Origin of the sequence: Hymenobacter sp. IS2118, assembly GCF_000715495.1 — a bacterium.
Lineage (GTDB): Bacteria > Bacteroidota > Bacteroidia > Cytophagales > Hymenobacteraceae > Hymenobacter.
Map to the genome: position 1 here is coordinate 1 of NZ_JNLX01000151.1, position 24,236 is coordinate 24,236.

Consider the following 24,236-nt stretch of genomic DNA (forward strand, 5'->3'; position numbering starts at 1 on the left):
AGGAAACGATGGTCTTCTCGTAGCGGGTGGCCAAGCGGCGATACTGCTTCATGCGTCCGAAAAAGCGTTCGATTTTGTTGCGGTCGCGGTAGGCATTCTCGTCCAGGGGCAGCGGTTGGGTGCGGTTGGGGTGGCTGGGGATGACGGCTTGAATACCGCGTTGAGCGCAATAGGCGCGGGTTTGGTCGCTGTCGTAGGCCGTGTCGGCCACTACCTGGCCCACGTCGAGGCCGTCGAGCAGGGGCAGCGCCTGCGGGCTGTCGCCGGCCTGGCCGGGGGTGGCGAGCAGGCGCACCGCGTTGCCCAGCGACTCGACGCAGGCGTGAATTTTGGTGCTCATCCCGCCCCGGCTGCGGCCGAGGCACTCGGTCTGAGCGTCGCTTTTTTTTGGCCCGCCGCGTGCTGGTGCGCCCGCACGATGGTCGAGTCGAGCAGCACCCAGTCCAGCTCCGGCGCTTGGACGACCTGGAAAAGGCGGCGCCAGACGCCTTTTTCGGCCAGCCGGCGGAAGCGTTTGCGGGCCGTGTCGGACTTGCCGAAGCGTTCGGGCAGGTCGGCCCACGGGCAGCCGGTGCGCATTATCCACACCACAGCGTTGAAAAACAGCCGGTTATCGACGGCCGTCGCCCCGCCATCGGCGGCCTTGCCGGAGAGGTGCGGGGCAACCAGGGCCCAGGTAGCATCAGAAATTTCGTGACGGCGCATGCTGAAAAGTAAATAAGCAGTAAACATATAGCTGATTTCTTATTGTCCTCACGCCCTAGCGTGGAGAGCGTGCCCCACAGGGCCGAGTGGCCCATAGACCCGTCGGTGAAGGCTTCGCCGATGTAGCCGAACACCAGCATCACGAGAGCCGCTAGCACCAGTTTCCACAGCAGGGAAGCCTTGGCCCCGGCCGCCCGCACCAGCAGGTAGAACTCCACCACCATTAGCGGCACCGTCAGCGTCCAGTCGATGTAGCGCAGGGCAATGGGGGTAGAGTTGGACATGATGTAGTAGTCCCGCATGTAGTAGTAGTGCACCGCCGCAATGCCCGTAATCAGGCCCGAAATCAGTAGGGAGGTTTTCCACTTGTCGGCAACGGTACTGCGCTCAAACAGGAAGAATACCGCCGCCGCCGCCATGGCCATGTAGCCAATGAAGAAGGTGAATGCGACCGGGTCATCCACGGGAACTGTTACAACGCCTAGAAACGAGTTTTGCATGGTACAAAAAGTTGAGGGTTAAACGATGGGCCAAATGTATTACAAAAATGATATTTTGGTGCTATTTGTTTAGCATATTTATTTAAAAGTTTAAACAAACAATTTTGCTTCTTCCCATTTACGCTTTACAGGCAGCCCAAGCTGTACGGCAATTTTCAAGCCTGCAAACCAGAATGTGGCCGCCACACTGCCGGGCCGGTACGCTATGGCCCGGCAGTATGATTGTCCTACTTCAGTACTATTCAACTCGTGGCGGGCCGCTAGTACGAGCGCCACCGCCGTCCGTACGCCGCGCTACGACAAAAAAGCGTTTCCATAGCCGCTGAGGGGCCGTGGAAACGCTCTTGGTACGTGGCTGAGAAGCCTGCTGGGCTGTTTTACACGCCTACGCGGGGTTTGTTGTAGTCGGGCTCCCAGTCGTTGATGGGCCGGGAAATGCCGGGCGGCAAATCCAGGTCGGGCAGGCCGGGGTCGTGCAGCTCGCCGCCATCATCGTCGCTATTGGGCGGCGGGGGAGGGGGCAGGGCGCGCCGCCGCCGCGGCAGCACCAGCATGAAGAGGAAAAATGCGCAAAAAACAACGGCGTAGATGAGGCTGAACATAGCGAAAGCAGCTGAAGCGGGGCAAGTTTAGAACGGGGTTCGCGTTCCGGCGTTGCGCCGACCCACGTCCCTAAATTAACTGACTTTCAACAAACGACCAAGAACTAAGTTGCCGGCCACCGAAGTTAGCCGTCGATTTTGCGGGCATACCGGCGCGGCACGCCTACCTTTGTCCCATGTTTAGGGGTGCTGATGTTGTGCACGACATCGGCTGAGATGATACCCATCGAACCTGAACCGGGTAATGCCGGCGAAGGGAACAAACAATCCGCGGACGTTTCCGCTGCCGCTCCGACCCCTGGGGCGACGGCGCGTTCCATTTTTTACGCCATAATTTTTTTGAAAACTGCATTGATTGCGGGAGCCATCCTTTTGGGGACGGCTTTCGCGCCGGCATGGGCCCAAGGCCCCGTGTCCGGTACGCTTACTGATGCCCGGACGGGCGAGGCGCTACCTGGCGCCACCGTGCTACTCGACGGTGTGGCCGGCCCGGCCACCGATGCCACGGGCAGTTTTACCCTGCCTACCGTGCCGGCCGGCCCGCACGAGCTGCGCTTCAGCTTTGTGGGCTACGAGGCCGTGGTGCGGCAGGTGCAAGGCCAGGCCACCGAGCAGCGCCTCACGGCCCGCCTGCAGCCCGGCGCCGTGCTTACGGGCGAGGCTCTGGTAACGGCCTCGCGGGCCAGCGACCGCACGGCCACGGCCTACACCAACCTCAGCAAAGAGGACTTGGCCAAGCGCAACTTCGGCCAGGATTTGCCTTATCTGCTCGACCAGACGCCTTCGGTGGTGGTGACTTCCGACGCCGGCGCGGGCGTGGGCTACACCGATATCCGCATCCGGGGTACCAGTAATACTGGTATTAATATGACCATCAACGGGGTGCCGCTGAACGACCCGGAATCCCGGGGCTCGTTTCTGGTGAACCTGCCCGATTTAGCTTCTTCTGTGAGCTCGCTGCAGGTGCAGCGCGGCGTGGGCACCAGCCAGAACGGCGGGGCGGCTTTTGGGGCCAGCATCAATATCAGCACCCTCGACAACCGCCGCGAGGCCTACGCTGAGGCCAACAATAGCTATGGCTCCTTCAATACCTGGAAAAACAACGTGCAGTTCGGGACCGGGCTGGTGGGCAACCACTTCACCTTCGACGGCCGCCTCTCGCGCATTAGTACCGACGGTTACATGAACCGGGCGGCCTCGGATTTGAAGTCGTATTACTTCGCCGCCGGCTACCAGGGCAAGAGTACGCTGCTGAAATTCATCACCTTTTCGGGCCGCGAAAAAACTTACCAGGCCTGGAACGGCGTGCCCGAACCGGCCATTACCGGCGATGCGGCCCTGCTGCAGACCTACGTGGACAACGGGGAATTATCGGAAGCCGACGCCGCGCGGGTGCGGCAGGAAGGCCGCCGCTACAGCTACTACACCTACGACAACCAGACCGACAACTACCAGCAGAACCACTACCAGCTGCACCTTTCGCAGGGTCTGGGCGAAGACTGGAACGTGGGCGCGGCACTGCACCTCACCCGCGGCCTGGGCTACTACGAGAGCTTCCGGGCCCGCCGCCGCTTCTCCGCTTATGGCCTGGAAAACGTGGTGATTGGTAACGAAACCATCAGCCGCACCGACCTCATCGACCGGAAGTGGCTCGACAACTACTTCTACGGCGCCACGTTCGCCCTGAACTACCAGCCCAAAGACGACGACAGGTTTCAGGCAACCATCGGCGGCGCGGCCAATAAGTTCGACAACGACCACTACGGCGAGATTATCTGGGCGCAATACGCGGCCAATATCTCATCGCGGCAGCGCTACTACTTCAACAACGCCACCAAAACCGACTACAACGCCTATGCCCGCGCTACCTGGCAGGTATTGCCCCGGTTCGGCGTGTATGGCGACTTGCAGGTGCGCCGCATCGGCTACAACATTGACGGGATTGAGGACGACCAGAACGACGTGCGTACCCGCGCTGACTACACGTTTTTCAATCCTAAGTTCGGCACCACCTTCGCCTTGGCCGAAGGCCAGCAGCTCTACGCCAGCTTTGCCGTGGGCCAGCGCGAACCCGTGCGCGCCGACTTCACCGACCGCCCGGCCGGCGCGCAAACCGCCCGCGCCGAGCGCCTGGAGGACTACGAAGCGGGCTACCGCTTCACCCGGACCGACCTGAGTTTGCTGGGCCCCCGCACCACCGTGCGCCTCGAAGCCAACTACTTCTACATGAACTACCGCAACCAGTTGGTGGCCACCGGCCAGCTCAACGACGTAGGCACCGCCCTGCGCACCAACGTGGCCCGCAGCTACCGCACCGGTGTGGAGCTCACCGGCTTTATTTCGGCCGATGACAAAATCAGTCTCAGCAGCACGCTTACGCTGAGCCGGAACCGCATTCTGGACTACCGCGACTACACGTATACCTACGACCCGGATTTCGTGGTGAGCACCGAAATTTCGGCCCCGCGCACGTCGGCCATTTCCTATTCGCCCAGCGTAGTGTCGGCTCATACTTTAGAAGGCCAGCCGCTGAAGGGCTTGCGCGTAGCGCTGCTGCTCAAAACCGTGAGCCGGCAGTACCTCGATAACTCGGAGAACCGGAACCGCAGCCTCGACCCTTACCAGACGCTCGATTTACGCCTGCGCTACGCCATTCGCCCCAGCTTTATGAAGGAAATCGAGCTGGGCCTGCTGGTGAATAACCTGCTCAACCGCGAGTACGCGGCCAACGGCTACACCTACACGTACCAGGGCGCCAGCAACCAGCAGGAAACATTCAACTGGTTCTACCCGCAGGCCACCCGCAATTTTCTGGCCTCGGTGAACGTGAAGTTTTAAGCGCCGGTGCCTAATCCCGGTTAACAAGCTGCTTCTGTATGCGAAAGGGCCTTTTCCTACTTCGGAAAAGGCCCTTTCTTTAAGTGGTTGTGGCTGGCGCGGTTGATGCCACGGCTTTTTGCCGAACTGAAAAGCGGCTCTTTGGCTGGGGTTTGATGCTGCTATTTCACCAGCTCAATCCGGCTGATGCCGCGGTTCAGGCCCCGCCAGGTTATGGTGCGGGGCTGGTCGGGAAAGGCTTCCAGCGTAAAGTTTTCGTTCACTAAACCGATGTATTCCAGAAACCGTTCTTCGGGCTCTGTTGGGCGCGACCCGATGGGATGGTTCGTCGTCAGCAGGAAATATGCTTGCGGTCCGGTTCCCTCAACCACCCGCTCGGGGTTGGCAATAAGCTGGAATTTGACCGGATAGGTTTTGGTGCGAAAACGTAGCGTGCCCTCAAAATCCGCGTAGCGCAGGTCGGGCGTCGGTTGGCGCTCCGGGCCGGGCGTGATGGACAGCGTGGCAAAATCCTGGAAGACGGTATCGCGCTTGATGCCAATCATGGCCTGTCCGACGTTTAAGGGCTGGCGTGCCACAAACACGCGCCGCAGCGTCCAGTCGCCCGCCACCAGCGGCTTCACGGCCTGCATCAGTTGCGCGCTTTGCTGGTCGTAATCGGGTTCGGGCGTCGGGTCGGGCGCTTTGGTAGCGCACTGCGAAAACAGCAGGCCGAGGGTGAGCAGCGGTAGGGCGGCGTATTTCATGGGAAGGGTAGAGTAAGGATTGCCAAAAAAGTGCCCTAATGAACCAAGGCGCCGCTAAATTAACCGAGAAAAACCACCGTTTTCGCTAACAAGAAAAAAGGGATTGCCACTGGGAATACGACCACGGGCTTTTAACAGCAAACCCCGCACTCTGAACCAGTGAAAGGTCGAAAGTGCGGGGCTTGCTTAAGTGAACCTGACAGGAATCCAACCTGTACTCTAGCCCTTAGGAGAGGCTTGCTTTATGCAGTTAAGCTACAGGTCCAGGGGGGTGCTTGGTGAGCAAAGGTAAGTCAAAGCAGGGAATACCTGCCCGCCGCCTACGATTTGTACAGCAGCACGATAATGAAAGAAAGCACCGTGAGAATCAGTCCCACCATAAATACCGAATAGCTGGTGCGTAACAGGCCGTACTTGCGGGAAAGCACCTCGCCGAGGTAGTACACGTCGGTTACCATGTTGGTGTAGAGGCCCTCTTTCTGGCGCATCAGCTCGCGGATGCTGTCCTGGAAGTGGTCGAGGCTGAGTTTGGTGAAGTTGCCGAAAAACAACAGGTTGACCCGCCGGTTGGTGGCCACTTCGGGGCTTTTCTTCAGCCATTTGAAGCTGGTGACATCGGGCTGGGCCGAAAGAATGGCCGTAACCACCGACGCCAGCGACGTAAGCAGAAGGATGCCCATGGGAATGGCCAGCACCGGATTGCGGGTGAAAGCCGGGCCCAGCGCCGAGCTTTTAGCCCCCAAATACGTGATGATGACCGACAGCAGCACCGCGTTGAGTGAAATCATCATGCTGGCCTTTTTGTCGGCCATGTCCGAGAGCTTGATGTGGTTGCTGTACATGGTCCGAAACATGGTTTCGACGCCGCGTTTGGGGTCGGCAAAGGTGTCGCTTTCTTCCTGGGACTTCTTTTTCTTCTTTTTCTCGGTCTTTTTGAGCGTTTTGCGCTGAGCGGCTACGTTCTCCTTGAAGGCGTCGGCGTAGCGGGTCCGTCCGGCTTCGGACTCGTATTCGTGCGCCAGCATGAAATTGAGCTGCAGCTGCGCCCACTCCGTGTTCGAATAGGTTTTGCCCAGCACCAGCTCCCATTCCGTACGCAGCAGCTCGGCGCTGGAGGGGAAGTCGTCGCGCGCCAGGTTGCTCATGTCGGCATCGGTGAGCAGTTTTTGCAGCTTGGTTTCCGACGCCGCGTCGCGGTGCGTGGCATTAATCAGCTGTGGTACCAGCTCAATGGTTGCCGCTGGGGCTTCCTGCTCGGTGAGCCAGACCCGCGCCCGCTCCATGCTTCGGAACTCGTGGCCGTCGTACACGTCCAGGTAGCCCACATCGTGAAACCAGGCGGCCACCAACAGGGCTTCAGTGTCTTCCGGACCCAGCTTGGCGGCGGGCGCCAGGGCCCGGCATTCCTTCACCACGGCTTCGGTGTGGCGCAGCGAATGGTAGGTGAGCTTGGCGGGCAGCTCCTGGGCAAAAAGCTCCGTAACGTAGGCTTGCGCGGCTTTCACCAAAGGCGACGCTTTGGCCTTGGTGGGCTGCGCGGCAGCTTCGGGGGCCAAAACTAATGGCGGCGTAGCGGCGTTTTGAGAAGGCAAATCGGCTGGTTCGGCCGGAGTAGGGACGGGGGGCGTTGCGACGGTATCGGGGGTAATATCTTCCATGTCAGGCGAAGCTACGGCCGGTTCATCCGGCGGGCTTGCCGGCTTTGAACGCGAAGCGTCGAACGGAAGTTAAAAAAACCAAGCCTAACCGCACCGTTGCGCTTTGCGTAACGGGTCAATACGGCCGCATCCCTAGCTGGCGTACGTTTGCATCAGGACCCTGCGACAGGGTTGTAATGTCGTGTTTACTTTTTGTTCTATGCCCTTATTTTTCCGATTTCAGCCCGCGTTATTCATGCTCTGCGCGGTTTTGGCTTTTCCTCTCAGCGCTTTGGCTCAGGGTGAGTCCAGCGACAACCCGGCCAACTCCAAACCCAACTACCGGCGTGGCGGCCTGGGCTGGGAAAAAAAGCTGCCCCCCGACAGCAGCCGCATCCGGTACACTGTTTTTTTGATTGGCGACGTGGGCAAGCCCCTCGAAGCGGCCAAGGGCGGCGAGCCGTCGCTGAATTTTATGCGCAAGCAGATGCTGGCGGCGGGTAGCAAAAGCACCACTGTTTTCCTCGGCGATAATATCTATGAGTACGGGATGCCCGAGGAAGGAGCATTCGACCGCAAGGAATCGGAGCGCCGCCTGCGCGACCAGATTGATATTCTGCGCGGCTACCAAGGCGAGAAATACATGATTCCGGGCAACCACGACTGGAAGCAGGGCCGGCCCGGCGGCCTGGAGCAGGTGCAGCGCGAACAGCGCTACGCCGAAAACTACATGGGCGCCGACTCGGCCGCGTTTTCCTACACCGGCGACTTCGTGACGCCGGCCAACGGCTGCCCCGGCCCCTACGAAATTCGCCTGCAGGACGACCTGGTGCTCATCACCATCAATTCCCAGTGGTTTCTGACCCCGCAGAGCGAGCGGCCCTACGGCGGCGAGGGCAACTGTGGCGTCGACGATGAAACCGATTTCATGGCCCAGCTGGAAGATATTATTGAGCGCAACAAGAGCAAAAATATTATGGTGGTGGGCCACCACCCGCTGTTCAGCGACGGTGTGCACGGGGGCTACTTCACGCTGGCCGACCACTTTTTCCCGCTCAGCATCGTGTACAAGTATGCCTTTGTGCCGCTGCCCATTATCGGCTCCATCTACCCGTTTGCCCGCAAGTACGGCGGCATTAGCCAGGACATTGCCCACCCCGCCTACCAGGCCTACAAAGCGGGCCTGATGAATATATTCAACAAGTACCCCAACATTATTTACGCGGCCGGGCACGAGCACAACCTGCAGTATTTTAAGGAAGGCGCCTCGCACTTTATCGTGAGCGGCTCGGGCTGCAAAACCCAGCACGTGAAGCCCGGCGATGGCGGCGGCGCGTTGTTTTCGGACAAGGAAAAGGGCTTTGCGCGGGTCAATTACTATGATGACGGCCAGGTTTGGACCGAATACCTGGTGCCCGAGGGCAAGGGTGAAACCGCCCGGGTGGTGTTCCGCACGCCGCTTTACGCTAAGGCTACGGCGGCGGTAGCCACGGTACGCGCCGCCCCGGTTACGCCCGAGGAAAAACAGGATAAGCAAGAAAAACAGGCGTCTGAGCGCGCTTTAGCCGCCCGCATCACGTCGGACCTGCCCCTGGGCCGTCCCGATTTCCGCGACTCCACGGTGACGGTGGCCATCAACCCGGTTTACAACAAGCACGGCCGCTTCCACAACTGGCTGCTGGGCAAGCACTACCGCGAAGAGTGGGCCACGCCCGTGAAGTTTCCCGTGCTGGACCTGGCCAATGAGCGCGGCGGTCTGGTGCCTTACAAAACCGGCGGCGGCAAGCAAACCATTTCGCTGAAGCTGCGCAACGAGGCCGGCCGCAACTACTCGCTGCGGGGCATCGACAAAGACCCCGCTGCCGTGCTGCCCGAAGCCCTGCGCACCGGCTTCGCCAAAGACCTGCTGCAGGACCAGATTTCGGCTCAGCACCCGTACGCCTCGTTTGTGATGCCGCCTTTGGGCACGGCGGCCGGTATTCTGCACACCAACCCGGTGCCGGTTTATGTTCCGCAAGACCCCTTGCTGGGCCAGTACTACAGCGCGTTCTCCAACAAGGCCGCCGCGCTTGAAGAAGACGCTAAAGACGACCAGAGCAACGTGGCCAGCCTGGGCTTTGCCAAAAACCTGGTAGGCACCGAAAAAGTGTTGGAGCGCGTGCTCGAAGACAACGACAACAAGGTGAACGAGGTGGCCTTTGCCCGCTCGCGCCTGTTTGATATGTGGATTGGCGACTGGGACCGGCACGAGGACCAGTGGCGCTGGGCCGAAGTGAAATCCAAGGACGGCGACCGCACCTTCACGGCCGTGCCCGAAGACCGTGACATTGCCTTTTTCAAGGGCGATGGCCTGCTGCCCTACCTCATCAGCCGCAAGTTCGCGGTGCGTAATTTTCAGAATTTCGGCTACGACTACGCCGACTACAAGGGCCTGAACCAGACCGCCCTGGCCAACGACCGTACCTTCCTCAGCAGCGTGACGCGCGAGCAATGGGTGGCCGAGGCCACGTACATGAAGGAAAACCTGACCAATGAAGTCATCGAAAAGGCTTTCCGGGAAAAGTGGCCCAAGGAAATTTACGCCCTGCACGGCGCCGAAATCGTAGCCAAGCTCAAAAGCCGGCGCGACTTGCTGCCCGACCTGGCGGCCAAATACGCCGACGTGGTGGCGGAAATCGTGGAAGTGCGCGGCAGCGAAAAGAACGAAAAGTTTGTAGTTGAGCGCCTGCCCAACGGCGACAGCCACGTAACGGTGCGCAAAATCACGAAAGAGGGCAAGCTGAGCAAAGTGCTGTTCGACCGCGTGGTGCGGCACGATGTCACCGACGAGCTGCGCCTCTACGGCATCAGCGGCAACGACGTGTACGAGGTGAAGGGCGAAGCCAACAAGGGCATTAAGATGCGCCTGGTGGCCGGCACCGGCCGCGACACGATTACGGACGTGAGCAATGTGGCCGGCCTGCGCCACAAAACGCAGGTGTACGACGCCGACACCGGCAACGTCATCAACGTGGGCAAAGACGCGCGCCTGCGCCTGGAGCCCGGCGTGGACGTGAGCCGCTACGACCATCCCAAGCGTTTCGACCTCAAGGACTACCGCCTCAACTACACCGGCCCATCCCTGTTTTTCGGGTTCAACATCGACGACGGTATTCTGCTGGGCGGCGGCATCACGCACCGTCGCTATGGCTTCCGCCGCGAGCCTTTTGCCTCGGAGCAAACCCTGGTGGCCAATTTTGCCCCGGCCCGGCAGGCGTATAATATCCGCTACACCGGGCAGTTCACCCGCGTGTTTGGTAAAAACGACCTGCGCGTGGCGGCCCAGTACTACGGCCCGCAGCTGCTCTACAACTTCTTCGGCCTGGGCAACGACACCGATAACCTCGCCACCGACGACGACGACCGGGGCCGCGTCACGAACCGCACCGTGAACAGCGCGTACCGGGTGCGGTTCGAGCGGCTCACCATCGCGCCCACGCTGGAGCGCAACCTGTTCAGCTTCCTCAAAATGGGCTTTGGACCGCAATACGACCAGTTTCAGGTTTCAAAGACGCCCATCGGTTCCGTTATTGCCGACAGCATTGGGGAGGATTTTGAGAACCGCCGCTTCGGCATTCGGGCCTCCGATTTCCAGAACAATAAGTACCTCGGCGGCCTGTTCTACCTCAACCTCGACGCCAGCTCGTCGCCCAAAAACCCGCGTATCGGCATCCGTTGGTACAACGAGGCGCAGTACAACTTCCAACTCAACGGCGAGCAGCTGCGCTTCGGCCGCCTCACCTCGGAAGTCCGGGCCTACGTAACGCCCAACCTGCCCGTACAGATTACCTACGCCGGCCGCGTGGGTGTGGCTCACAACCTGGGCGACTACCGTTTTTACCAGGCCAACACCCTGGGCGGTACCACCAACCTGCGTGGCTATCGCCGCACCCGCTACGCTGGCCGCACCAGCCTCTACGGCAACTTCGAGGCGCGCCTGCAACTGTTTTCCTTCAACGCCTACCTGTTTCCGGGTAAGTTTGGGGTGCTGGGCCTGGCCGATTTTGCCCGCGTGTATTCCGACAATGACGTACGGACGGGCCTGGCCGCGTTCCACAGCGGTTTTGGTGGAGGCGTTTACGCCGACATTCTCAAGCAGGTCGTCATCAATACCACGTATTCGGTGGGCGAGGAAAAACTGCTTTTCCTGGGTTTCGACTTTCTGTTTTAGGTCCTTCAGCAGGGCTTTGTGCCCAAAACCCGCAGCCCCGGCAAAACACATACGAATGTGTTCTGCCGGGGCTGCGGTCGTTTTGCGGGGGGCATGTGTGTCTCAACCCCGCAGCGCGTGGCACTTTGCGCGTAACCAGTGGTAGCCCAGCTGACCAACCAAACAGTCGGGAATAGAAATGATAAGCACATAAAATTCGGGCTTTGCCATTTTTGTTTAAAAAAAACCTGTTCGTCGATAACGAGCTGAAATCAGCTTTTTTGGCAGTAAAATCAAGTAAAATCAATTTTTTTGTAATCAAAATTGATTTTAAGCGCCGTTATTTAACTATTTCGCAACACGGAATTGAGTGATTGCTAAATTTTCTCTCTAGATTGGCAAATAATTGCTCTTTTTTCAGAGCACCATTCATTCTTCGCACTCCTAAAGTATTTGCATGAAAAAAGTTTACATGTCCGCGTTGGTCCTTCTGGGCAGCGCAACTTCGGTACTCGCGCAAACCCGCCAGGCACCATCCAATGGCCCTCGGTTCGAAACGACTACCAACGGCCGCGCCTGTGCCACCATGGAAGTGTACGAAAGCCAATTGGCGGCTAATCCCGCCATGGCCAAGCGCATGGATGCCATTGAGGCGCAGACGCGCCAGTTCGTGGCCAACAAAATGCTGAACCGGAGCACTGCGGGTACCGTGGTCACCATTCCGGTCGTTGTACACGTGGTCTACAACACTGTCGCTCAAAACATATCGCAGGCACAGGTTGATGCCCAGATAAAAGTCCTGAATGACGACTTTGCCAAGATGAATGCCGATGCTGGCAGCGTGCCTTCGCTCTTCGCCGGGGTTGCCTCCGCCACCAACGTACGATTTGTATTGGCTAAGCGCACGCCTACCGGCGGCGCTACTACGGGTGTGGTTCGGGTGAAAACCAAAACCCGCTCGTTCAGCAGCAACGACTTTGTGAAGTATTCGAACAAAGGCGGCAGCAGCGCCTGGCCTCGTGACCAGTACCTGAATCTGTGGCTCTGTAACCTCGGTCAGGGCTTGCTGGGCTATGCCCAGTTCCCCGGCGGACCAGCCGCTACCGATGGTGTGGTGTGCCTGTACTCATCGGTGCCCGGCGGCACGTCGGCCAGCTACGACCTGGGCCGGACGGCTACGCACGAAGTGGGCCACTGGTTGAACCTGCGCCACATCTGGGGCGATGCCTCCTGCGGCAATGACTTGGTGGCTGACACCCCTACCCAGCAAACTAGCAACGGTGGCTGCCCTGTGTTCCCAAAAATCACCTGCAACAATCAGGGCGACATGAGCATGAACTACATGGACTACACCTTCGACCGTTGCATGTACATGTTCACAACGGGCCAGTCGGAGCGTATGGACGCCGTATTGGCTGGTGCCCGCGCCACTCTTGCTACTTCGTTGGGCGGTACGGCCCTGCGTCAGGTTACCACCAAGATGGCGCTGTATCCTAACCCTGCTACCGACGTGCTGAACGTAAGCGCCGCGCAGGGCCGCGATGTTTCGGTGAGTGTGTACGACCTGAGCGGCCACGTGATGACCCAGGCCCGCTACAACGGTAATGGCCAAGTGCAAGTATCGGAGTTGCCCAAGGGCCTCTATTACATCCGCACTTCGAGCGGTGGTACCGTAACGCACCAGCGTTTCGAAAAGGAATAGTGCTCCCGGTTTCGATGGGCGCTACTTCCCCTGATTACTCCAGTAAAAAAGAGTCGCCTCCAGAGGCGACTCTTTTTTACTAAATTTTTTTCTGGTAACGCCCATCTTTTTCAGAAAAAGCATTCGAATTCTATCAGGCTATTCGTTCATCGCTTCGCTTTAAGTGTTTGATTGTGAATGGTTTGATACGATAGTAATAAAAATTGACGACACAAATTTTTTCATCACCAATCCCCCCTTTTTGTTCCCGTATGAAACAAACCCTTTACGCAATGACATTGGGCCTGCTCGGCTCGGTAATGCTTCCCGTAGCAGCTCAGGCCCAGGATTCTAATTTGGGCGGCATCCGTACGGCAGTAGCCGGCGAGGGCCCCGGCCGCACCTGCGGCAGCATGGAAGTACTGGCGGCTCAGATAGCTGCCAACCCCGCTATGGCCCAGCGCTTGGCCGAGATTGAAAAGCAGGGTGCCCGCTACGCCAGCCAGCCCAGCAGCGAGCTGCAGCGGTCCACGGCCGTCACGCTCACCATTCCGGTAGTAGTGCACGTCCTCTATAATACCTCGGCCCAGAACATCAGCGACGCGCAGATTGCCTCGCAGATTGCCGTGCTCAACGAAGACTTCCAGAAGCTTAACGCTGACGTGAGCAAAACCCCATCGGCTTTCGCCGGCCTGGCTGCCAATGTCAATATTGCCTTCACACTGGCTAAGCGCGACCCCAGCGGCAACGCCACCAATGGCATCACCCGCAAACAGGTAACGCAAACCTCGTGGGGCACCGATGACCGGATGAAAAGCACCAGCACGGGCGGTACCAATTCCTGGAACACCAGCCAGTACCTCAACCTGTGGGTGTGCAACCTGAGCGGCGGCGTGTTGGGCTACGCCCAGTTTCCCGGCGGCGCAGCAGCCACCGACGGCGTGGTGATTCTGACCACCGGCTTCGGCCGCAACGGCTCGGCTTCGGCACCCTTCAACCTGGGCCGGACGGCCACGCACGAAGTGGGCCACTGGCTGAACCTACGCCACATCTGGGGCGATGCCTCCTGCGGCAACGACTTGGTGAGCGACACGCCCACCCAGCAAACCAGCAACGGTGGCTGCCCTACCTTTCCTAAGCGCACCTGCGGCAACACCACCAACGGCGACATGTTCATGAACTACATGGACTACACCAACGACGCTTGCATGTACATGTTCTCGAATGGCCAGAGCACCCGCATGAACGCGCTGTTTGCCACGGGCGGCGCCCGGGCTTCGCTGAAAACCTCGTTGGGCGGCACGGCTCCCAGCGGCGGCGGTACCACGCCTCCCCCCACCGGCACGCCTACCTATTGCGCCAGCAAGGGCACGAGCCAGGCCTACGAGTGGATTGACTACGTGAACCTGGGCACCATCAACCGCACCTCGGCCAAGGACGCCGGCTACTACAACGGCACGGCCCTGAGCACGAGCATCGCCGCCGGTTCGGCGCAGACCATCCGCTTCTCGGCGGGCTTTACCAGCACGGCCTACACCGAGAACTGGAAGATTTACATCGACTACAACCAGAATGGCGTCTTCACCGATGCCGGCGAATTGATTGTGAGCGGCAGCAGCGCTAGCGCGGCTACGCTCAGCGGGGCCTTCACCGTGCCGGCTACGGCTCGCACCGGGGCCACCCGCCTGCGCGTGGTGCTGAGCGACAACGCGGCCACCACCAGCTGCAACACCTACAGCTACGGCGAAACCGAAGACTACACCGTCAACATCACCGGTGGTACGGCCCGCCTTGACGGCAGCACGGCCCGCGTGGGTACGGCCTCCGAGCGTTATAGCTTGTTCCCGAACCCCGCCACCGACGTGCTGCGTATTGCCCGCCCAGCCAGTGCCGACCCAGCCCAGCCCTTCAGCGTGCGTGTGCACGACCTGCGCGGCAGCGAGGTACGCGGCCTGCGCTTCGTCGATGGCGAGTTGAGCGTGTCGAAGCTGAGCCCCGGCATCTACCTGCTCACCCTGAGCGACGGCGACGGTACCACGCACCAGCGCTTTGTGAAGGAATAGCCGACCTGGGTTATCAATGCTTTGGTTGAAAAGAGGCCCGGCAGCAAAGCCGGGCCTCTTTTTTGTTTTCCAGTACCGAGTAATGCCTCGCCAGCCGGCCCGCATAACCTTTTGACAAAGCAAGGGGTAAGCAAAACACGCCTAGCTTCGCCCTTATGAAAACCCTTTACCTTCTTCGTCACGCCAAATCCAGCTGGAGCTTTGACGAGCTTAGCGACCAGGAACGTCCACTTAACGACCGGGGGCGCGACGATGCCCCGGCCATGGGCCAGGCGCTGGCCAAACGCCGCATTTGTCCCGATTTGGTGGTGAGCTCGCCGGCCGTGCGGGCCATGAGCACCGCCGTGCTCGTAGCCCGCGAAATGCAGTATCCGCACGATAAAATAGTGGTGGAAGCCGGGATTTATGGTGCCGACGTGGACCAGTTGCTGGCTGTTATCCACGACCTGCCCGACGCGGCGGATATCGTGCTGCTGGTGGGCCACAACCCCACCATTACCGAAACGGCCAACGCGTTATCGCCCAATTCTGTGAACGACATGCCCACGGCGGCTGTGGTGTGCCTGCGCTTCACCTGTGAGCAGTGGAGCGAGGTGGGCAAGGCCAATGCCGAATTTTATTTCTACGATTTTCCCCGCAATGCCGGCTAGCACCCTGTGCTGATGCCAGGGGCAGGAGCGACAGGACGTGAAAAGGTAAACCGCGGAAACGACTTTCTGACCGGGGAAACCGTAGAGAGGCTTCGGCGGCCGGGTTCTCATCGGTTCCGGCCGCATTTCTTTATCTGCTCACTACGCCATTAGCCCATTGAAAACCCTCTCGCGTGACTTAAGCTGGCTGCGATTCAACGCCCGCGTATTGCAGGAAGCCCAGTGCCCCACCGTCCCGCTGCTGGAGCGCCTGAAGTTTCTGGCCATTTTCAGTAGCAACCTCGACGAGTTTTTCAAGGTGCGGGTGGCCACGCTGCGGCGCCTGGTGAAACTCAAGAAAAAGACCCGCGCCCAGCTCAACGACAACCCCAAGCGGGAGCTGCGCAAGGTGCTCGAAGAAGTGGGGCGGCAGCAGCAGGCATTTGGCGTCACGTTTCGGGAGCAGCTGCTGCCCGAGCTCAACCGCCACCACATTCACCTGCTGAGCGAGGCCGAGCTGAGTGACGGGCAGCGGGAGTGGACGGCCCGCTATTTTGAGGAAAACGTGCGCGACCTGCTTTCGCCCGTGGTGCTGGACGATACTTTGCACCACCTTTTTTTGAAGGACCAGGCCGTGTACCTCACCTTTTACCTGCGTGAGCCCAACGACCCCGAAGCAGGCCTCGAATCGGAGCGGGTGCTGCTGATGGAACTGCCCACCAAGCGCCACGGCGGCCGCTTCGTGCGCCTGCCCGACGAAGGTGAGGAGCGGTTCGTATTATTTCTGGACGACGTGATTCGCGTGGGCGCGGCCGGGCTTTTCCCGGCCTACCAGCGCGTGGAGGTCGGCGCCATCAAGCTTTCGCGCGATGCCGAGCTCGACATTGAGGAGGAAGTATCGGGTGACCTGATGGAGAAAATCCGCAGCAGCCTGAGCAAGCGCGCCACCGGTTTTCCGGCCCGCCTGCTCTACGACCCGCTGATGCCGCCGGAAACGCTCCGCGCCATCAAGCAGAAAACCGGCATCACCGACGAGGAGTTGGTGGAGGGCAGCCGCTACCACAACTTCCGCGACTTTTTCGGCTTTCCCGAGTTCAGCGACGCGGGCCTGAATTACCCCGCCCGCCCGGCCTTGCCGCACCCCACGCTACCGCGCACGGGCAGCCTGCTGGCCGCCATCGCGCAACGCGACCACCTGCTGCACCCGCCCTACCAGTCGTTCGACTACGTCACGCGCCTGTTGCGCGAAGCCGCCACCGACCCGCGCGTATCCGCCATCAGCATCACCCTCTACCGCGTGGCCAGCAAGAGCGCCGTGGTAAAAGCCCTGCTGAAAGCAGCCAAGCACGGCAAGCAGGTAACGGTGGTGGTAGAGCTGAAAGCGCGCTTCGACGAGGAATCCAACCTCTTTTGGGCTGATAAGCTCAAACGAGCCGGCGCCAACGTCATTTTTACCCCGCCCGAGCTGAAAGTACACAGCAAGCTGCTGCTGCTCACGCGCCTGGAGGACGACGAAACCACCCGCCAATATGCCTATTTCAGCACTGGTAATTTCAACGAAAGCACCAGTACGCTCTATACCGACCACGGCCTGTTTACGGCCGACGCGCGGCTGACCGGCGAAGCGGCCATGGTGTTCGATTACCTGCGCGACCAAAGCGTGGTGCCGGAGCTCAAGCACTTGCTTGTGGCTCCGTTTGCGCTGCGGCCGGGCCTCAACGCGTTGGTTGACTACGAAATCAAGCAGGCGAAGAAAGGCAAGGAGGCGTACATTATTCTCAAGGTGAACTCGGTGGAAGACCGGGACATGATTGCCAAACTCTACCAGGCCAGCGCGGCCGGCGTGCGGGTCGAGCTCATCGTGCGCGGCATTGGCTGCCTGCTGCCAGGACAGCCCGAATTCAGTGCCAACATCACCCAGCACGGCCTCGTCGACCGCTTTTTGGAGCACAGCCGGGTGTACGTTTTCGGCCACGGCGGCGAGGAAAAAGTCTACGTGTCCTCCGCCGACTGGATGACCCGCAACCTCGACCGCCGCGTGGAAATAGCCTTCCCGATGCTGGACGAGGGCCTGCGCGCCGAGCTGCGCTACCTGCTCGATTTGCAGCGAAACGACACCGTGAAAGCGCGCGACTTCGACAACAACTACGTGCTGCCGCAGGATGGAAAAAAGCCCGTGCAGGCCCAGGAAGCTGCCTATGCGTGGCTAAAGGGCCTCAAGCGCCGGCAGCAAAAAGCACAAAAATCTCAAGACTGAGCAGGGCTTACGTACAGTTGTTTCTCGCAGAGGTTCGCAGAGGTAAAACGCAGAGGTCCGCAGAGGTCAGGCGGCAAAATCTGCGAACCTCCGCGTTTACCTCTGCGGGCCTCTGCGAGAAAGCTCGTCAGAAAGTCGTTTACGTAAGTCCTAACAGTGCAAACCCTACGCCACGGTTCCGCCGCAGCTTGAGCCGCTGCCGGCGGTGCAACCGTAGCAGTGCTGGTTCACCACGATGCTGCGGCGGGCCAGGGCGGCGGCGTCGAAATCGCGGATGTGCTGCACGGGGCTGGCCACGTACAAATCCAGCATTTGGTTGAAGTCGCAGTCGTAGAGGCCGCCGTCCCAGCCCACGGAAATGGTGGTGCGGCACATGACGCCCGCGGCGGCCACGGGGTTGAAGGCATTCACTAGCTTTTCCATGTAGCCGGCGTAGTTGCCCGACTCGATGAGGTAGTCGAGGTAGCGGCTCACCGGAATGTTGGTGATGGCGAACAGCTCGTTGAAAACGATGCCGAAATCCTTCGCCAACGCACGCTTGAACTGGTCTTGCAGCCCTTTTTGGGCGCCGGGCAAAAAGGCCCCGCTGGGGTTATAAACCAGGTTCAGCACCAGCCCCGAGCCTTCGACGCCGTAGCCCACGGCATTCAGCATTCTCAGCGCTTTAATGGAATCGGCAAACACGCCGTCGCCGCGCTGGCGGTCGGTTTGGCCGGCGCTGTACGAGGGCAGAGAACTTACCACTTCCACGCCGTACCGCTTGAAAAACTCGGGCAGGTCGTGGTATTTCTTATTGGCCACGATGATGGTGAGGTTGCAGCGCACCAGCACCTTGCGGCCCAGTTGGCTGATTTGCTCCACGAACCACCGGAAATCCGGGTTCATCTCGGGCGCGCCGCCAGTCAGGTCCACCGTCTGAATGTCGCTCTGGGCCAGCGCGTCGAGGCAGAGCTGCATCGTGTCGCGGGTCATGATTTCCTTGCGGTCGGGGCCGGCATCTACGTGGCAGTGTTTGCATACCTGGTTGCACATTTTGCCCACGTTGATTTGCAGCACGGCCGGCGCCACCGGCGCGAGCGGAAACAGCCCGGCGCCGCGCAGCTTCTCGTGAAACAGCGGCAAATGCAGCGTTTCGGCTACTTCCTGGCGCAGCACGGTAAGCTGAAAAGCCGAGTCGGCCAGTTGGTGGCCCGAGGCCTTGAGGGACTTCATATTTGCGAATGAGTGAATAACAGCGGAAGCCAACGGCCCCAGCGGTTTACATGGAAAGGTCCTTGACTTTGTTCATCATCTGCACACTGTGCACCAGCGTGGCACCACCCCGAATGGCTGCTGCAACGTGCACGGCTTCCATCATCTCGGGCTCGGTACAGCCTTTTTCCATCGTGTCCGACGTGTAAGCATCGATGCAGTAGGGGCATTGCACGGCGTGCGCCACGGCCAAGGCAATAAGGGATTTTTCGCGCGCCGTGAGGGCACCTTCGGCGAATACCGCCCCGTAATAGGAGAAAAACTTCTCGGCAAATTCGGGTTGAAACTCGCCGATGCTGCTGAATTTTTTGAGGTCGGAAGGATTGTAGTACGTGTCCATGGTGGTTTTGAAAAGAGGTTCGAAACAGCGGGAAATTACAGCTTTTGTGGAGGATTTCACTCGTAAAAGTGCCGCAGGCGCCGTACCGTTCGAAGCACTATCCAATCGCCGAGCCGGGGAAAGAACGTATGGAGCAGCACGATGAGCCGGCCCAGGACCGAAATGACGGTGCGCTGGCGCCGCCGCTGAATGTGCCCGAGGATAATTCCGGCTACGTCGGCCTGTGATTTCTGCCAGCGCGGCGGGCGGTGGGCAATGGGTACGGGCTGCCCGTTGGCATCGAGCACGCGCTTTTCGGCGTCGTTTTGCGTGAAGCCGATGTGAACCACGCCAAAGTGAATGCCGGTGTGGGCCAGCTCCAGCCGCAGGGTGTGGGCCAGGTTGGCCACTGCTGCCTTGCCCGCGCAGTAGGCCGAGCCGCTGGGCATGCCATTGAGGGCCGAAATCGAAGAAATAAACGTGACGCTGCCCCGCGTTCGCATCAGGTGCGGCAGCGCGGCCTTGAGCGGGTACACCGTGCCATACACGTTGCTGTCGAGCACCTGCCGGAACACCTCGGGCTGCATATCGGCGAAGTAGGCGCGCATCGAAACGCTGGCGTTGGTCACGAGCACATCCAGCTGCCCAAACTCCCGAATGGCGGTTGCCACCAGCCGCTCGCAGTCGCCATAGTCCGTCACATCGGCCCGGCAGCTGGCCACGGTCAGCCCGGCCTCGGCCAGCTCCTGGCGGGTGCGTTCCAAACGCTCGGCGTTGCGGCCGTTGAGGACCACGGCCCCGCCCTGCTCACAAAACGCCCGCGCCGTTTCCCGGCCAATGCCCGATTCCGAGCCGGTGATAATGGCTACTTTGCCCGCAAACGGTCCCGTCCGGGCCGCTTGGGGCGGCCGGGGCAGGGTGGGGCTGGTGGCCGCGATGGGGTTGGTCTCAAACATAATGGTGTTCCTTGAACCAGGCGAAGGCTTCGGCCACGGCCTGCGCTACCGGGGTTTGGGGCAGGCCAAGTTCGGCAATAGCTTTTTGAACGGAGAAGTAGTGGCCGTCATTCGCCACGGCCGTCATGGCGGAATTCACCTGCGCGGGGCGGCCGGTGAGGCGGGCCTGCCAGTCGCCGGCCACGCCCACCAGCCGGGCCACGGCGGCCGGCACGGGCCAGCGCGGCGGCGGGCAGGCTATCACGTGGGCCATTAGCTGGAAAGCCTCGCGGTAGCTCAGGTTTTGGTTGCCCAGAATATACGACTCGCCCACGCGGCCCTGGTCCAGGGCATTCACGGTGGCCGCGGCCACGTCGCGCACGTGCACGTAGTTTTTGCCGCCGGCCGGGCAGCCCAGCAGCCGGCCCCGGTACAGCTCCAGCAATAGGGCGTTGGAAGTCGGTTTGGCATCGCCGGGGCCCAGCATGAAGGTGGGGTGCACCAGCACGGCGGGCAACTGCCAGTCGGCCACGGCGCGCAGCACCCGGTTGGTGGCAGCCCGCTTGCTGTCCATGTAATCCAGGCCGTAGCGGGCGCCGGCAAAGGGCTGGGTTTCGTCGCCGGGCTGCGCCTGCGTGCCGAAGCCGAATACGTTGGCCGTTCCCACGTACACCAACCGCTCGATTTGGGCCTGTCGCGCCAGCTCTAGCACGGTGGCGGTACCGGCGTCATTGGCAGCCCACAGCGCCGGGTCGCGGGCCGGGTTCACCCGCGCCAGGGCTGCCGCATGAATGATGGCCGTGCAGCCATCGGCCGCCCCGGCCACCGAGTCCGGCTGGCTGATGTCGCCCGTCACGCACTCGATGGGCAGGCTTTGCAAGGGCGGCAGGGGAGAAGCTGCCAGGTGGTTTTGGGGCCGCACCAGGGCGCGCACGGTGTAGTTGCGGCGTAGCAGCTCGGCCACAAGGTGGCGGCCCAGAAAGCCGTTGGCGCCGGTGACGAGGATGGTCGGCGGCATCAGCGGTAGTTGAGCATGGCCTTGTAGGTGCGGGCAATGCGCACGGGCGACACCTTCAGAAAAAACAGCGAAAAGGCCGTGAGGTTGGCGACCTGCACCCGCAGCCAGCCGTTGGTTTCGTACTTGCGGGCCGATACCCGAACGTCCTGCGGCACGATAAAAAAGGAGGCCACTTTCCGAATCCGAAGAATGATTTCGAAGTCTTCCATGATGACAAACCGCTCATTAAACCCGCCCAGCCGCTGAAACAACGCTTGGGTGACAAACAGCGTCTGGTCGCCGCCGCGGCTCATAATGCCCGGAAAGCGGGTGCCGTAGCTGTTGATGCGCAGCAGCGGATGGGGCGAATCGAACCGAAACCGGTAGCAGCCCGCCTCGTGCCCCCCGGCCACCGCCGCCCCGATGGTGGCCACGTAATCGGGGTGAATGCCGACGTCGGCGTGCACGAAATAGAGAATGGCGCCGGTGGCGTGTTGCGCGCCAAAGTTCATTTGGGCAGCACGGCCGGCTTTGGGGGCCAACAGCACCGTGGCCCCGGCCTGCCGGGCGGCCTCGGCGGTGCCATCGGGGCTGTGCGCATCTATCACCAGCACCTCCACCGCCTGGCCTGCGGCAAAGTGGCGCAGGTCCTGCACCAGCCGGCCAATGTTGGCGGCTTCATTGTAGGTGGGAATGATAACGCTGAGGGTCATATGCGAAGGCTTCGGGAAAACGGGAATTTCTCGGATTAGAGTTAACGGACTGGAACGTGATATGGGTTTCCACGCCCCCTCGTTCGGCTAAAAAGCTTCGCCGATGGTGAGGTACAGGCCGCTCGACTCCTTGCCAAAGCCGTAATCGACGCGCAGGTTGAGGTGGTCGCGCCGGTTGACGGTGAAGCGCAGGCCCGCGCCGTAGGCCCCTTTGGGCTGGCCCAGGCGCAGGGCCGTTTGCCCGTTGCCCAGCACGCCCACCGAGCCGAATACTACGGCACCCAGGCGCCGGTAGGCCGCCACCCGCAGCTCGGTTTGGAGCAGGGCCGCGTTCTGGTCGCGGTAACGGCCTTCGTAGTAGCCGCGCATCCGGCGGGTGCCGCCGAGCAGCGAAATGGCATTGAACGGCGCCGTGCCTACCGTGTAGCTGGCGTAGTAGTTCATGGCCAGAATTGCCTTTTTGTGCAGGGTGTGGTAGGACGATACATCTGCTGTGTAGCGGTCAGAATACGTGGTTTGGCCGGTGGGGCCGGCCCCGGCCGCGGCGTTGCGCACCAGGCCGCTGATGTCGGCCACCACGCCCTTACCGGGGAAAAATACGTTGTCCCGCGAGTCAAAAAAGAGGCCCAGGCCGCTGCCCAGCAGCCGGCTGCCCTGCCCGCCCGGCACCGCGCCCGAAGCCAGCTGGCCATCGGGCACGGTGGTGGTCACGTCGTAGTCTTCGTACTGGTAGCGCAGGCCGGCGTAGAGCTTGCCCTGCCGGAGCGCGGGCATGATGCGCCGGAACGCATTGAGTCGCACGCGGGGGAAATTGACGCCGTACAGCTCACGCGGCACTTCGTTTTCGCCCAGGCCGTAGAAGTAGTAATTGTAGCGGTAGTAGCCCAGCTCGCCGTAGGCGTAGTAATTATTGTGGTCGTAGAACAGCTGGAAGGGCAGGTACACCAGCAGCTGCTTATTTTGCGTGTAGGCCACGCCGAAGGTGAACTGGGACGGGCGGGCGGCCGGAAAATCGGCATCGCGCCGAAAGCGCACGGTGGCCGTGGCGGCCGCGCCGTAGGCCAGCCGGGTTTCGGGCGTGTAGTACACCAGCGGCAACGGAAACAGCGCAATCCGCTTGGGCACGGTGTCGGCGGGCGCCGTTAGGCCCAAAAGCGCGGAGAGCAGGAGCATTGGCATGAATTTAGGATGCTTACGGAGCTGCGGCCGGGGATAGTTTGGCCGCTATTCAATCTTCGCCTCAACTACTACCCGTATACTCTGTTTATGAACAAGATGATAAAACTAACCAACCTCCCCGCGCTGGCCATGCTTGGCCTTTCGATAGCTGCCCTGGTGGCTTGCAGCGCACCGGAAACGCCCTTATTCGCGGCAAATAATGTCGCGGCAAATAATGCGGCAATGAGCAGCGCCGCCGCCCCGTTTGACCATAGCGCCTACGACCGGCTGCTGAAAAAGCACGTCAACGAAAAAGGGCAGGTGAGCTACAAGGGCTTCAAAGCCGACCAAAAGGAATTTGACCAGTACCTGGCCCTGCTCAGCAAAAACGCACCGACCAAGAGCTGGAGCAAAAACGAGCAGATGGCCTACTGGATAAACGCCTACAACGCCTACACCATCCGGCTCATCCTCAACCACTACCCGGTGGAGAGCATCAAGGATATTGGCTCGAAAATTAAGATTCCCTTCGTGACCACGCCCTGGGCGTCCAAGTTTTTCAGCATCGGCGGCGAGAAAATGAGCCTCGATAATATTGAGCACGGCACGCTGCGTAAGAACTACGACGACCCGCGCATTCACTTCGCCCTGGTGTGCGCCTCGGTTTCGTGCCCCCGGCTGCGCAATGAGGCGTTTACCGCCGAGAAGCTGGACCGCCAGCTCGACGACCAGGCCCGCGATTTCCTCAACGACCCCACCAAAAACAAGCCCGGTTCCGGACAGCTTTCCAAGTATTTCGACTGGTACAAGGGCGACTGGGAAAACAACGGCCAGTCGGTAGCCAAGTGGGTGAACAAGTACGCCAAAACCAAGCTCGCCAACCCCGACAAGGTGTCGTACCTGGACTACAACTGGAACCTGAATGAGCAATAAGGGCCGGCGCCTGGGCTGCTGGCTGGCCTTGGGCAGCCCGTGGCTTTTGCCAACTGCCCAGGCGCAGGCACCTAAGGAAACCC

The 24,236-nt window shown here is 60.5% G+C and carries 17 protein-coding genes, 1 tRNA gene, 1 pseudogene and 1 riboswitch; of the genes and pseudogenes, 7 read left to right on the forward strand and 12 right to left on the reverse strand.

Going from position 1 to position 24,236, the window contains the following annotated elements; all coding sequences use genetic code 11:
- The 3 genes and pseudogenes from GM79_RS26555 to GM79_RS15705 all read right to left on the reverse strand — a co-directional run.
- Positions 1-690, reverse strand: a pseudogene (locus GM79_RS26555) (IS5 family transposase); the annotation flags it as partial.
- Positions 579-1,205 carry a bacteriorhodopsin gene (locus GM79_RS15700; RefSeq protein WP_081867807.1) on the reverse strand — a complete coding sequence of 209 codons (627 nt, stop codon included), beginning with the start codon at positions 1,203-1,205 and terminating at the stop codon, positions 579-581. The gene GM79_RS15700 and the pseudogene GM79_RS26555, both read right to left, overlap by 112 nt.
- 377 nt (positions 1,206-1,582) lie before the next feature.
- Positions 1,583-1,807, reverse strand: coding sequence for a hypothetical protein (locus GM79_RS15705; protein WP_035565692.1), 225 nt, complete (start codon positions 1,805-1,807; stop codon positions 1,583-1,585).
- A 172-nt stretch (positions 1,808-1,979) separates the two neighbouring features.
- Positions 1,980-2,085, forward strand: a riboswitch (TPP riboswitch).
- A gap of 133 nt (positions 2,086-2,218) precedes the next feature.
- On the opposite strand from GM79_RS15705, the gene GM79_RS15710 reads away from it, so the two are divergent.
- On the forward strand, positions 2,219-4,645 hold the full coding sequence (locus GM79_RS15710) for a TonB-dependent receptor (RefSeq protein WP_235184082.1): 2,427 nt from the start codon (positions 2,219-2,221) through the stop codon (positions 4,643-4,645).
- Between the two features lie 161 nt (positions 4,646-4,806).
- Here GM79_RS15710 and GM79_RS15715 read toward each other — a convergent pair whose 3' ends face one another.
- The 3 genes from GM79_RS15715 to GM79_RS15725 form a co-directional block, all read right to left on the reverse strand.
- Positions 4,807-5,391: a hypothetical protein gene (locus tag GM79_RS15715; RefSeq protein WP_035565696.1), complete on the reverse strand. Its 585-nt coding sequence runs from the start codon at positions 5,389-5,391 to the stop codon at positions 4,807-4,809.
- 191 nt (positions 5,392-5,582) lie between these two features.
- A tRNA-Arg gene (locus GM79_RS15720) sits at positions 5,583-5,656 on the reverse strand.
- 55 nt (positions 5,657-5,711) lie between these two features.
- Positions 5,712-7,049 (reverse strand): Pycsar system effector family protein, encoded by a 1,338-nt coding sequence (locus GM79_RS15725; RefSeq protein WP_152560029.1) that lies wholly within the window; start codon positions 7,047-7,049, stop codon positions 5,712-5,714.
- A 250-nt stretch (positions 7,050-7,299) separates the two neighbouring features.
- Here GM79_RS15725 and GM79_RS15730 point away from each other — a divergent pair, with 250 nt between their 5' ends.
- The 5 genes from GM79_RS15730 to ppk1 all read left to right on the forward strand — a co-directional run bounded on the left by GM79_RS15730 (position 7,300) and on the right by ppk1 (position 17,847).
- Positions 7,300-11,238 (forward strand): metallophosphoesterase, encoded by a 3,939-nt coding sequence (locus GM79_RS15730; RefSeq protein WP_235184083.1) that lies wholly within the window; start codon positions 7,300-7,302, stop codon positions 11,236-11,238.
- 436 nt (positions 11,239-11,674) lie between these two features.
- Complete coding sequence (locus GM79_RS15735) at positions 11,675-12,919, forward strand: M43 family zinc metalloprotease (protein WP_072008636.1); 1,245 nt, start codon at positions 11,675-11,677, stop codon at positions 12,917-12,919.
- Positions 12,920-13,170: 251 nt separating this feature from the next.
- The gene (locus GM79_RS26340; protein WP_161787195.1) at positions 13,171-14,961 is read left to right on the forward strand and encodes a GEVED domain-containing protein; all 1,791 of its coding nucleotides are present in this window, start codon (positions 13,171-13,173) and stop codon (positions 14,959-14,961) included.
- A gap of 155 nt (positions 14,962-15,116) precedes the next feature.
- Entirely contained in the window at positions 15,117-15,611 is a 495-nt protein-coding gene (locus tag GM79_RS15745) for a SixA phosphatase family protein (protein ID WP_035565703.1), read from the forward strand.
- A gap of 157 nt (positions 15,612-15,768) precedes the next feature.
- Positions 15,769-17,847, forward strand: coding sequence for a polyphosphate kinase 1 (gene ppk1, locus GM79_RS15750; RefSeq protein WP_235184084.1), 2,079 nt, complete (start codon positions 15,769-15,771; stop codon positions 17,845-17,847).
- 165 nt (positions 17,848-18,012) lie between these two features.
- Here the strand turns inward: ppk1 and arsS are convergent, their stop codons facing one another.
- The 6 genes from arsS to GM79_RS15780 form a co-directional block, all read right to left on the reverse strand.
- The gene (gene arsS, locus GM79_RS15755) at positions 18,013-19,059 is read right to left on the reverse strand and encodes an arsenosugar biosynthesis radical SAM (seleno)protein ArsS (protein ID WP_035565709.1); all 1,047 of its coding nucleotides are present in this window, start codon (positions 19,057-19,059) and stop codon (positions 18,013-18,015) included.
- A 46-nt stretch (positions 19,060-19,105) separates the two neighbouring features.
- The gene (locus GM79_RS15760) at positions 19,106-19,438 is read right to left on the reverse strand and encodes an arsenosugar biosynthesis-associated peroxidase-like protein (protein WP_035565711.1); all 333 of its coding nucleotides are present in this window, start codon (positions 19,436-19,438) and stop codon (positions 19,106-19,108) included.
- A 56-nt stretch (positions 19,439-19,494) separates the two neighbouring features.
- On the reverse strand, positions 19,495-20,373 hold the full coding sequence (locus GM79_RS15765) for an SDR family oxidoreductase (RefSeq protein ID WP_051718960.1): 879 nt from the start codon (positions 20,371-20,373) through the stop codon (positions 19,495-19,497).
- A complete protein-coding gene (locus GM79_RS15770) occupies positions 20,366-21,370 on the reverse strand; it encodes an NAD-dependent epimerase/dehydratase family protein (RefSeq protein WP_035565715.1) in 1,005 nt (334 codons plus the stop codon). The genes GM79_RS15765 and GM79_RS15770 overlap by 8 nt, the downstream gene beginning before the upstream one ends.
- Positions 21,370-22,062, reverse strand: coding sequence for a TIGR04283 family arsenosugar biosynthesis glycosyltransferase (locus GM79_RS15775; RefSeq protein ID WP_035565717.1), 693 nt, complete (start codon positions 22,060-22,062; stop codon positions 21,370-21,372). The genes GM79_RS15770 and GM79_RS15775 overlap by 1 nt, the downstream gene beginning before the upstream one ends.
- Before the next feature lie 87 nt (positions 22,063-22,149).
- On the reverse strand, positions 22,150-23,241 hold the full coding sequence (locus tag GM79_RS15780) for a BamA/TamA family outer membrane protein (protein WP_035565719.1): 1,092 nt from the start codon (positions 23,239-23,241) through the stop codon (positions 22,150-22,152).
- A 222-nt stretch (positions 23,242-23,463) separates the two neighbouring features.
- Here GM79_RS15780 and GM79_RS15785 point away from each other — a divergent pair, with 222 nt between their 5' ends.
- Entirely contained in the window at positions 23,464-24,153 is a 690-nt protein-coding gene (locus GM79_RS15785; RefSeq protein WP_410471186.1) for a DUF547 domain-containing protein, read from the forward strand.
- Positions 24,154-24,236 lie beyond the last annotated feature (83 nt).

Excerpts from the sequence above, each read along its gene's own strand:
- GM79_RS15725 (WP_152560029.1), bottom strand. The coding sequence starts at position 7,049 with ATGGAAGATATTACCCCCGATACCGTCGCAACGCCCCCCGTCCCTACT.
- GM79_RS15765 (WP_051718960.1), bottom strand. The coding sequence starts at position 20,373 with ATGTTTGAGACCAACCCCATCGCGGCCACCAGCCCCACCCTGCCCCGG.
- GM79_RS15705 (WP_035565692.1), bottom strand. The coding sequence starts at position 1,807 with ATGTTCAGCCTCATCTACGCCGTTGTTTTTTGCGCATTTTTCCTCTTC.
- GM79_RS15745 (WP_035565703.1), top strand. The coding sequence starts at position 15,117 with ATGAAAACCCTTTACCTTCTTCGTCACGCCAAATCCAGCTGGAGCTTT.
- GM79_RS15780 (WP_035565719.1), bottom strand. The coding sequence starts at position 23,241 with ATGCCAATGCTCCTGCTCTCCGCGCTTTTGGGCCTAACGGCGCCCGCC.
- GM79_RS26340 (WP_161787195.1), top strand. The coding sequence starts at position 13,171 with ATGAAACAAACCCTTTACGCAATGACATTGGGCCTGCTCGGCTCGGTA.
- GM79_RS15735 (WP_072008636.1), top strand. The coding sequence starts at position 11,675 with ATGAAAAAAGTTTACATGTCCGCGTTGGTCCTTCTGGGCAGCGCAACT.
- arsS (WP_035565709.1), bottom strand. The coding sequence starts at position 19,059 with ATGAAGTCCCTCAAGGCCTCGGGCCACCAACTGGCCGACTCGGCTTTT.
- GM79_RS15770 (WP_035565715.1), bottom strand. The coding sequence starts at position 21,370 with ATGCCGCCGACCATCCTCGTCACCGGCGCCAACGGCTTTCTGGGCCGC.
- GM79_RS15700 (WP_081867807.1), bottom strand. The coding sequence starts at position 1,205 with ATGCAAAACTCGTTTCTAGGCGTTGTAACAGTTCCCGTGGATGACCCG.
- GM79_RS15715 (WP_035565696.1), bottom strand. The coding sequence starts at position 5,391 with ATGAAATACGCCGCCCTACCGCTGCTCACCCTCGGCCTGCTGTTTTCG.
- GM79_RS15785 (WP_410471186.1), top strand. The coding sequence starts at position 23,464 with ATGAGCAGCGCCGCCGCCCCGTTTGACCATAGCGCCTACGACCGGCTG.
- GM79_RS15760 (WP_035565711.1), bottom strand. The coding sequence starts at position 19,438 with ATGGACACGTACTACAATCCTTCCGACCTCAAAAAATTCAGCAGCATC.
- GM79_RS15775 (WP_035565717.1), bottom strand. The coding sequence starts at position 22,062 with ATGACCCTCAGCGTTATCATTCCCACCTACAATGAAGCCGCCAACATT.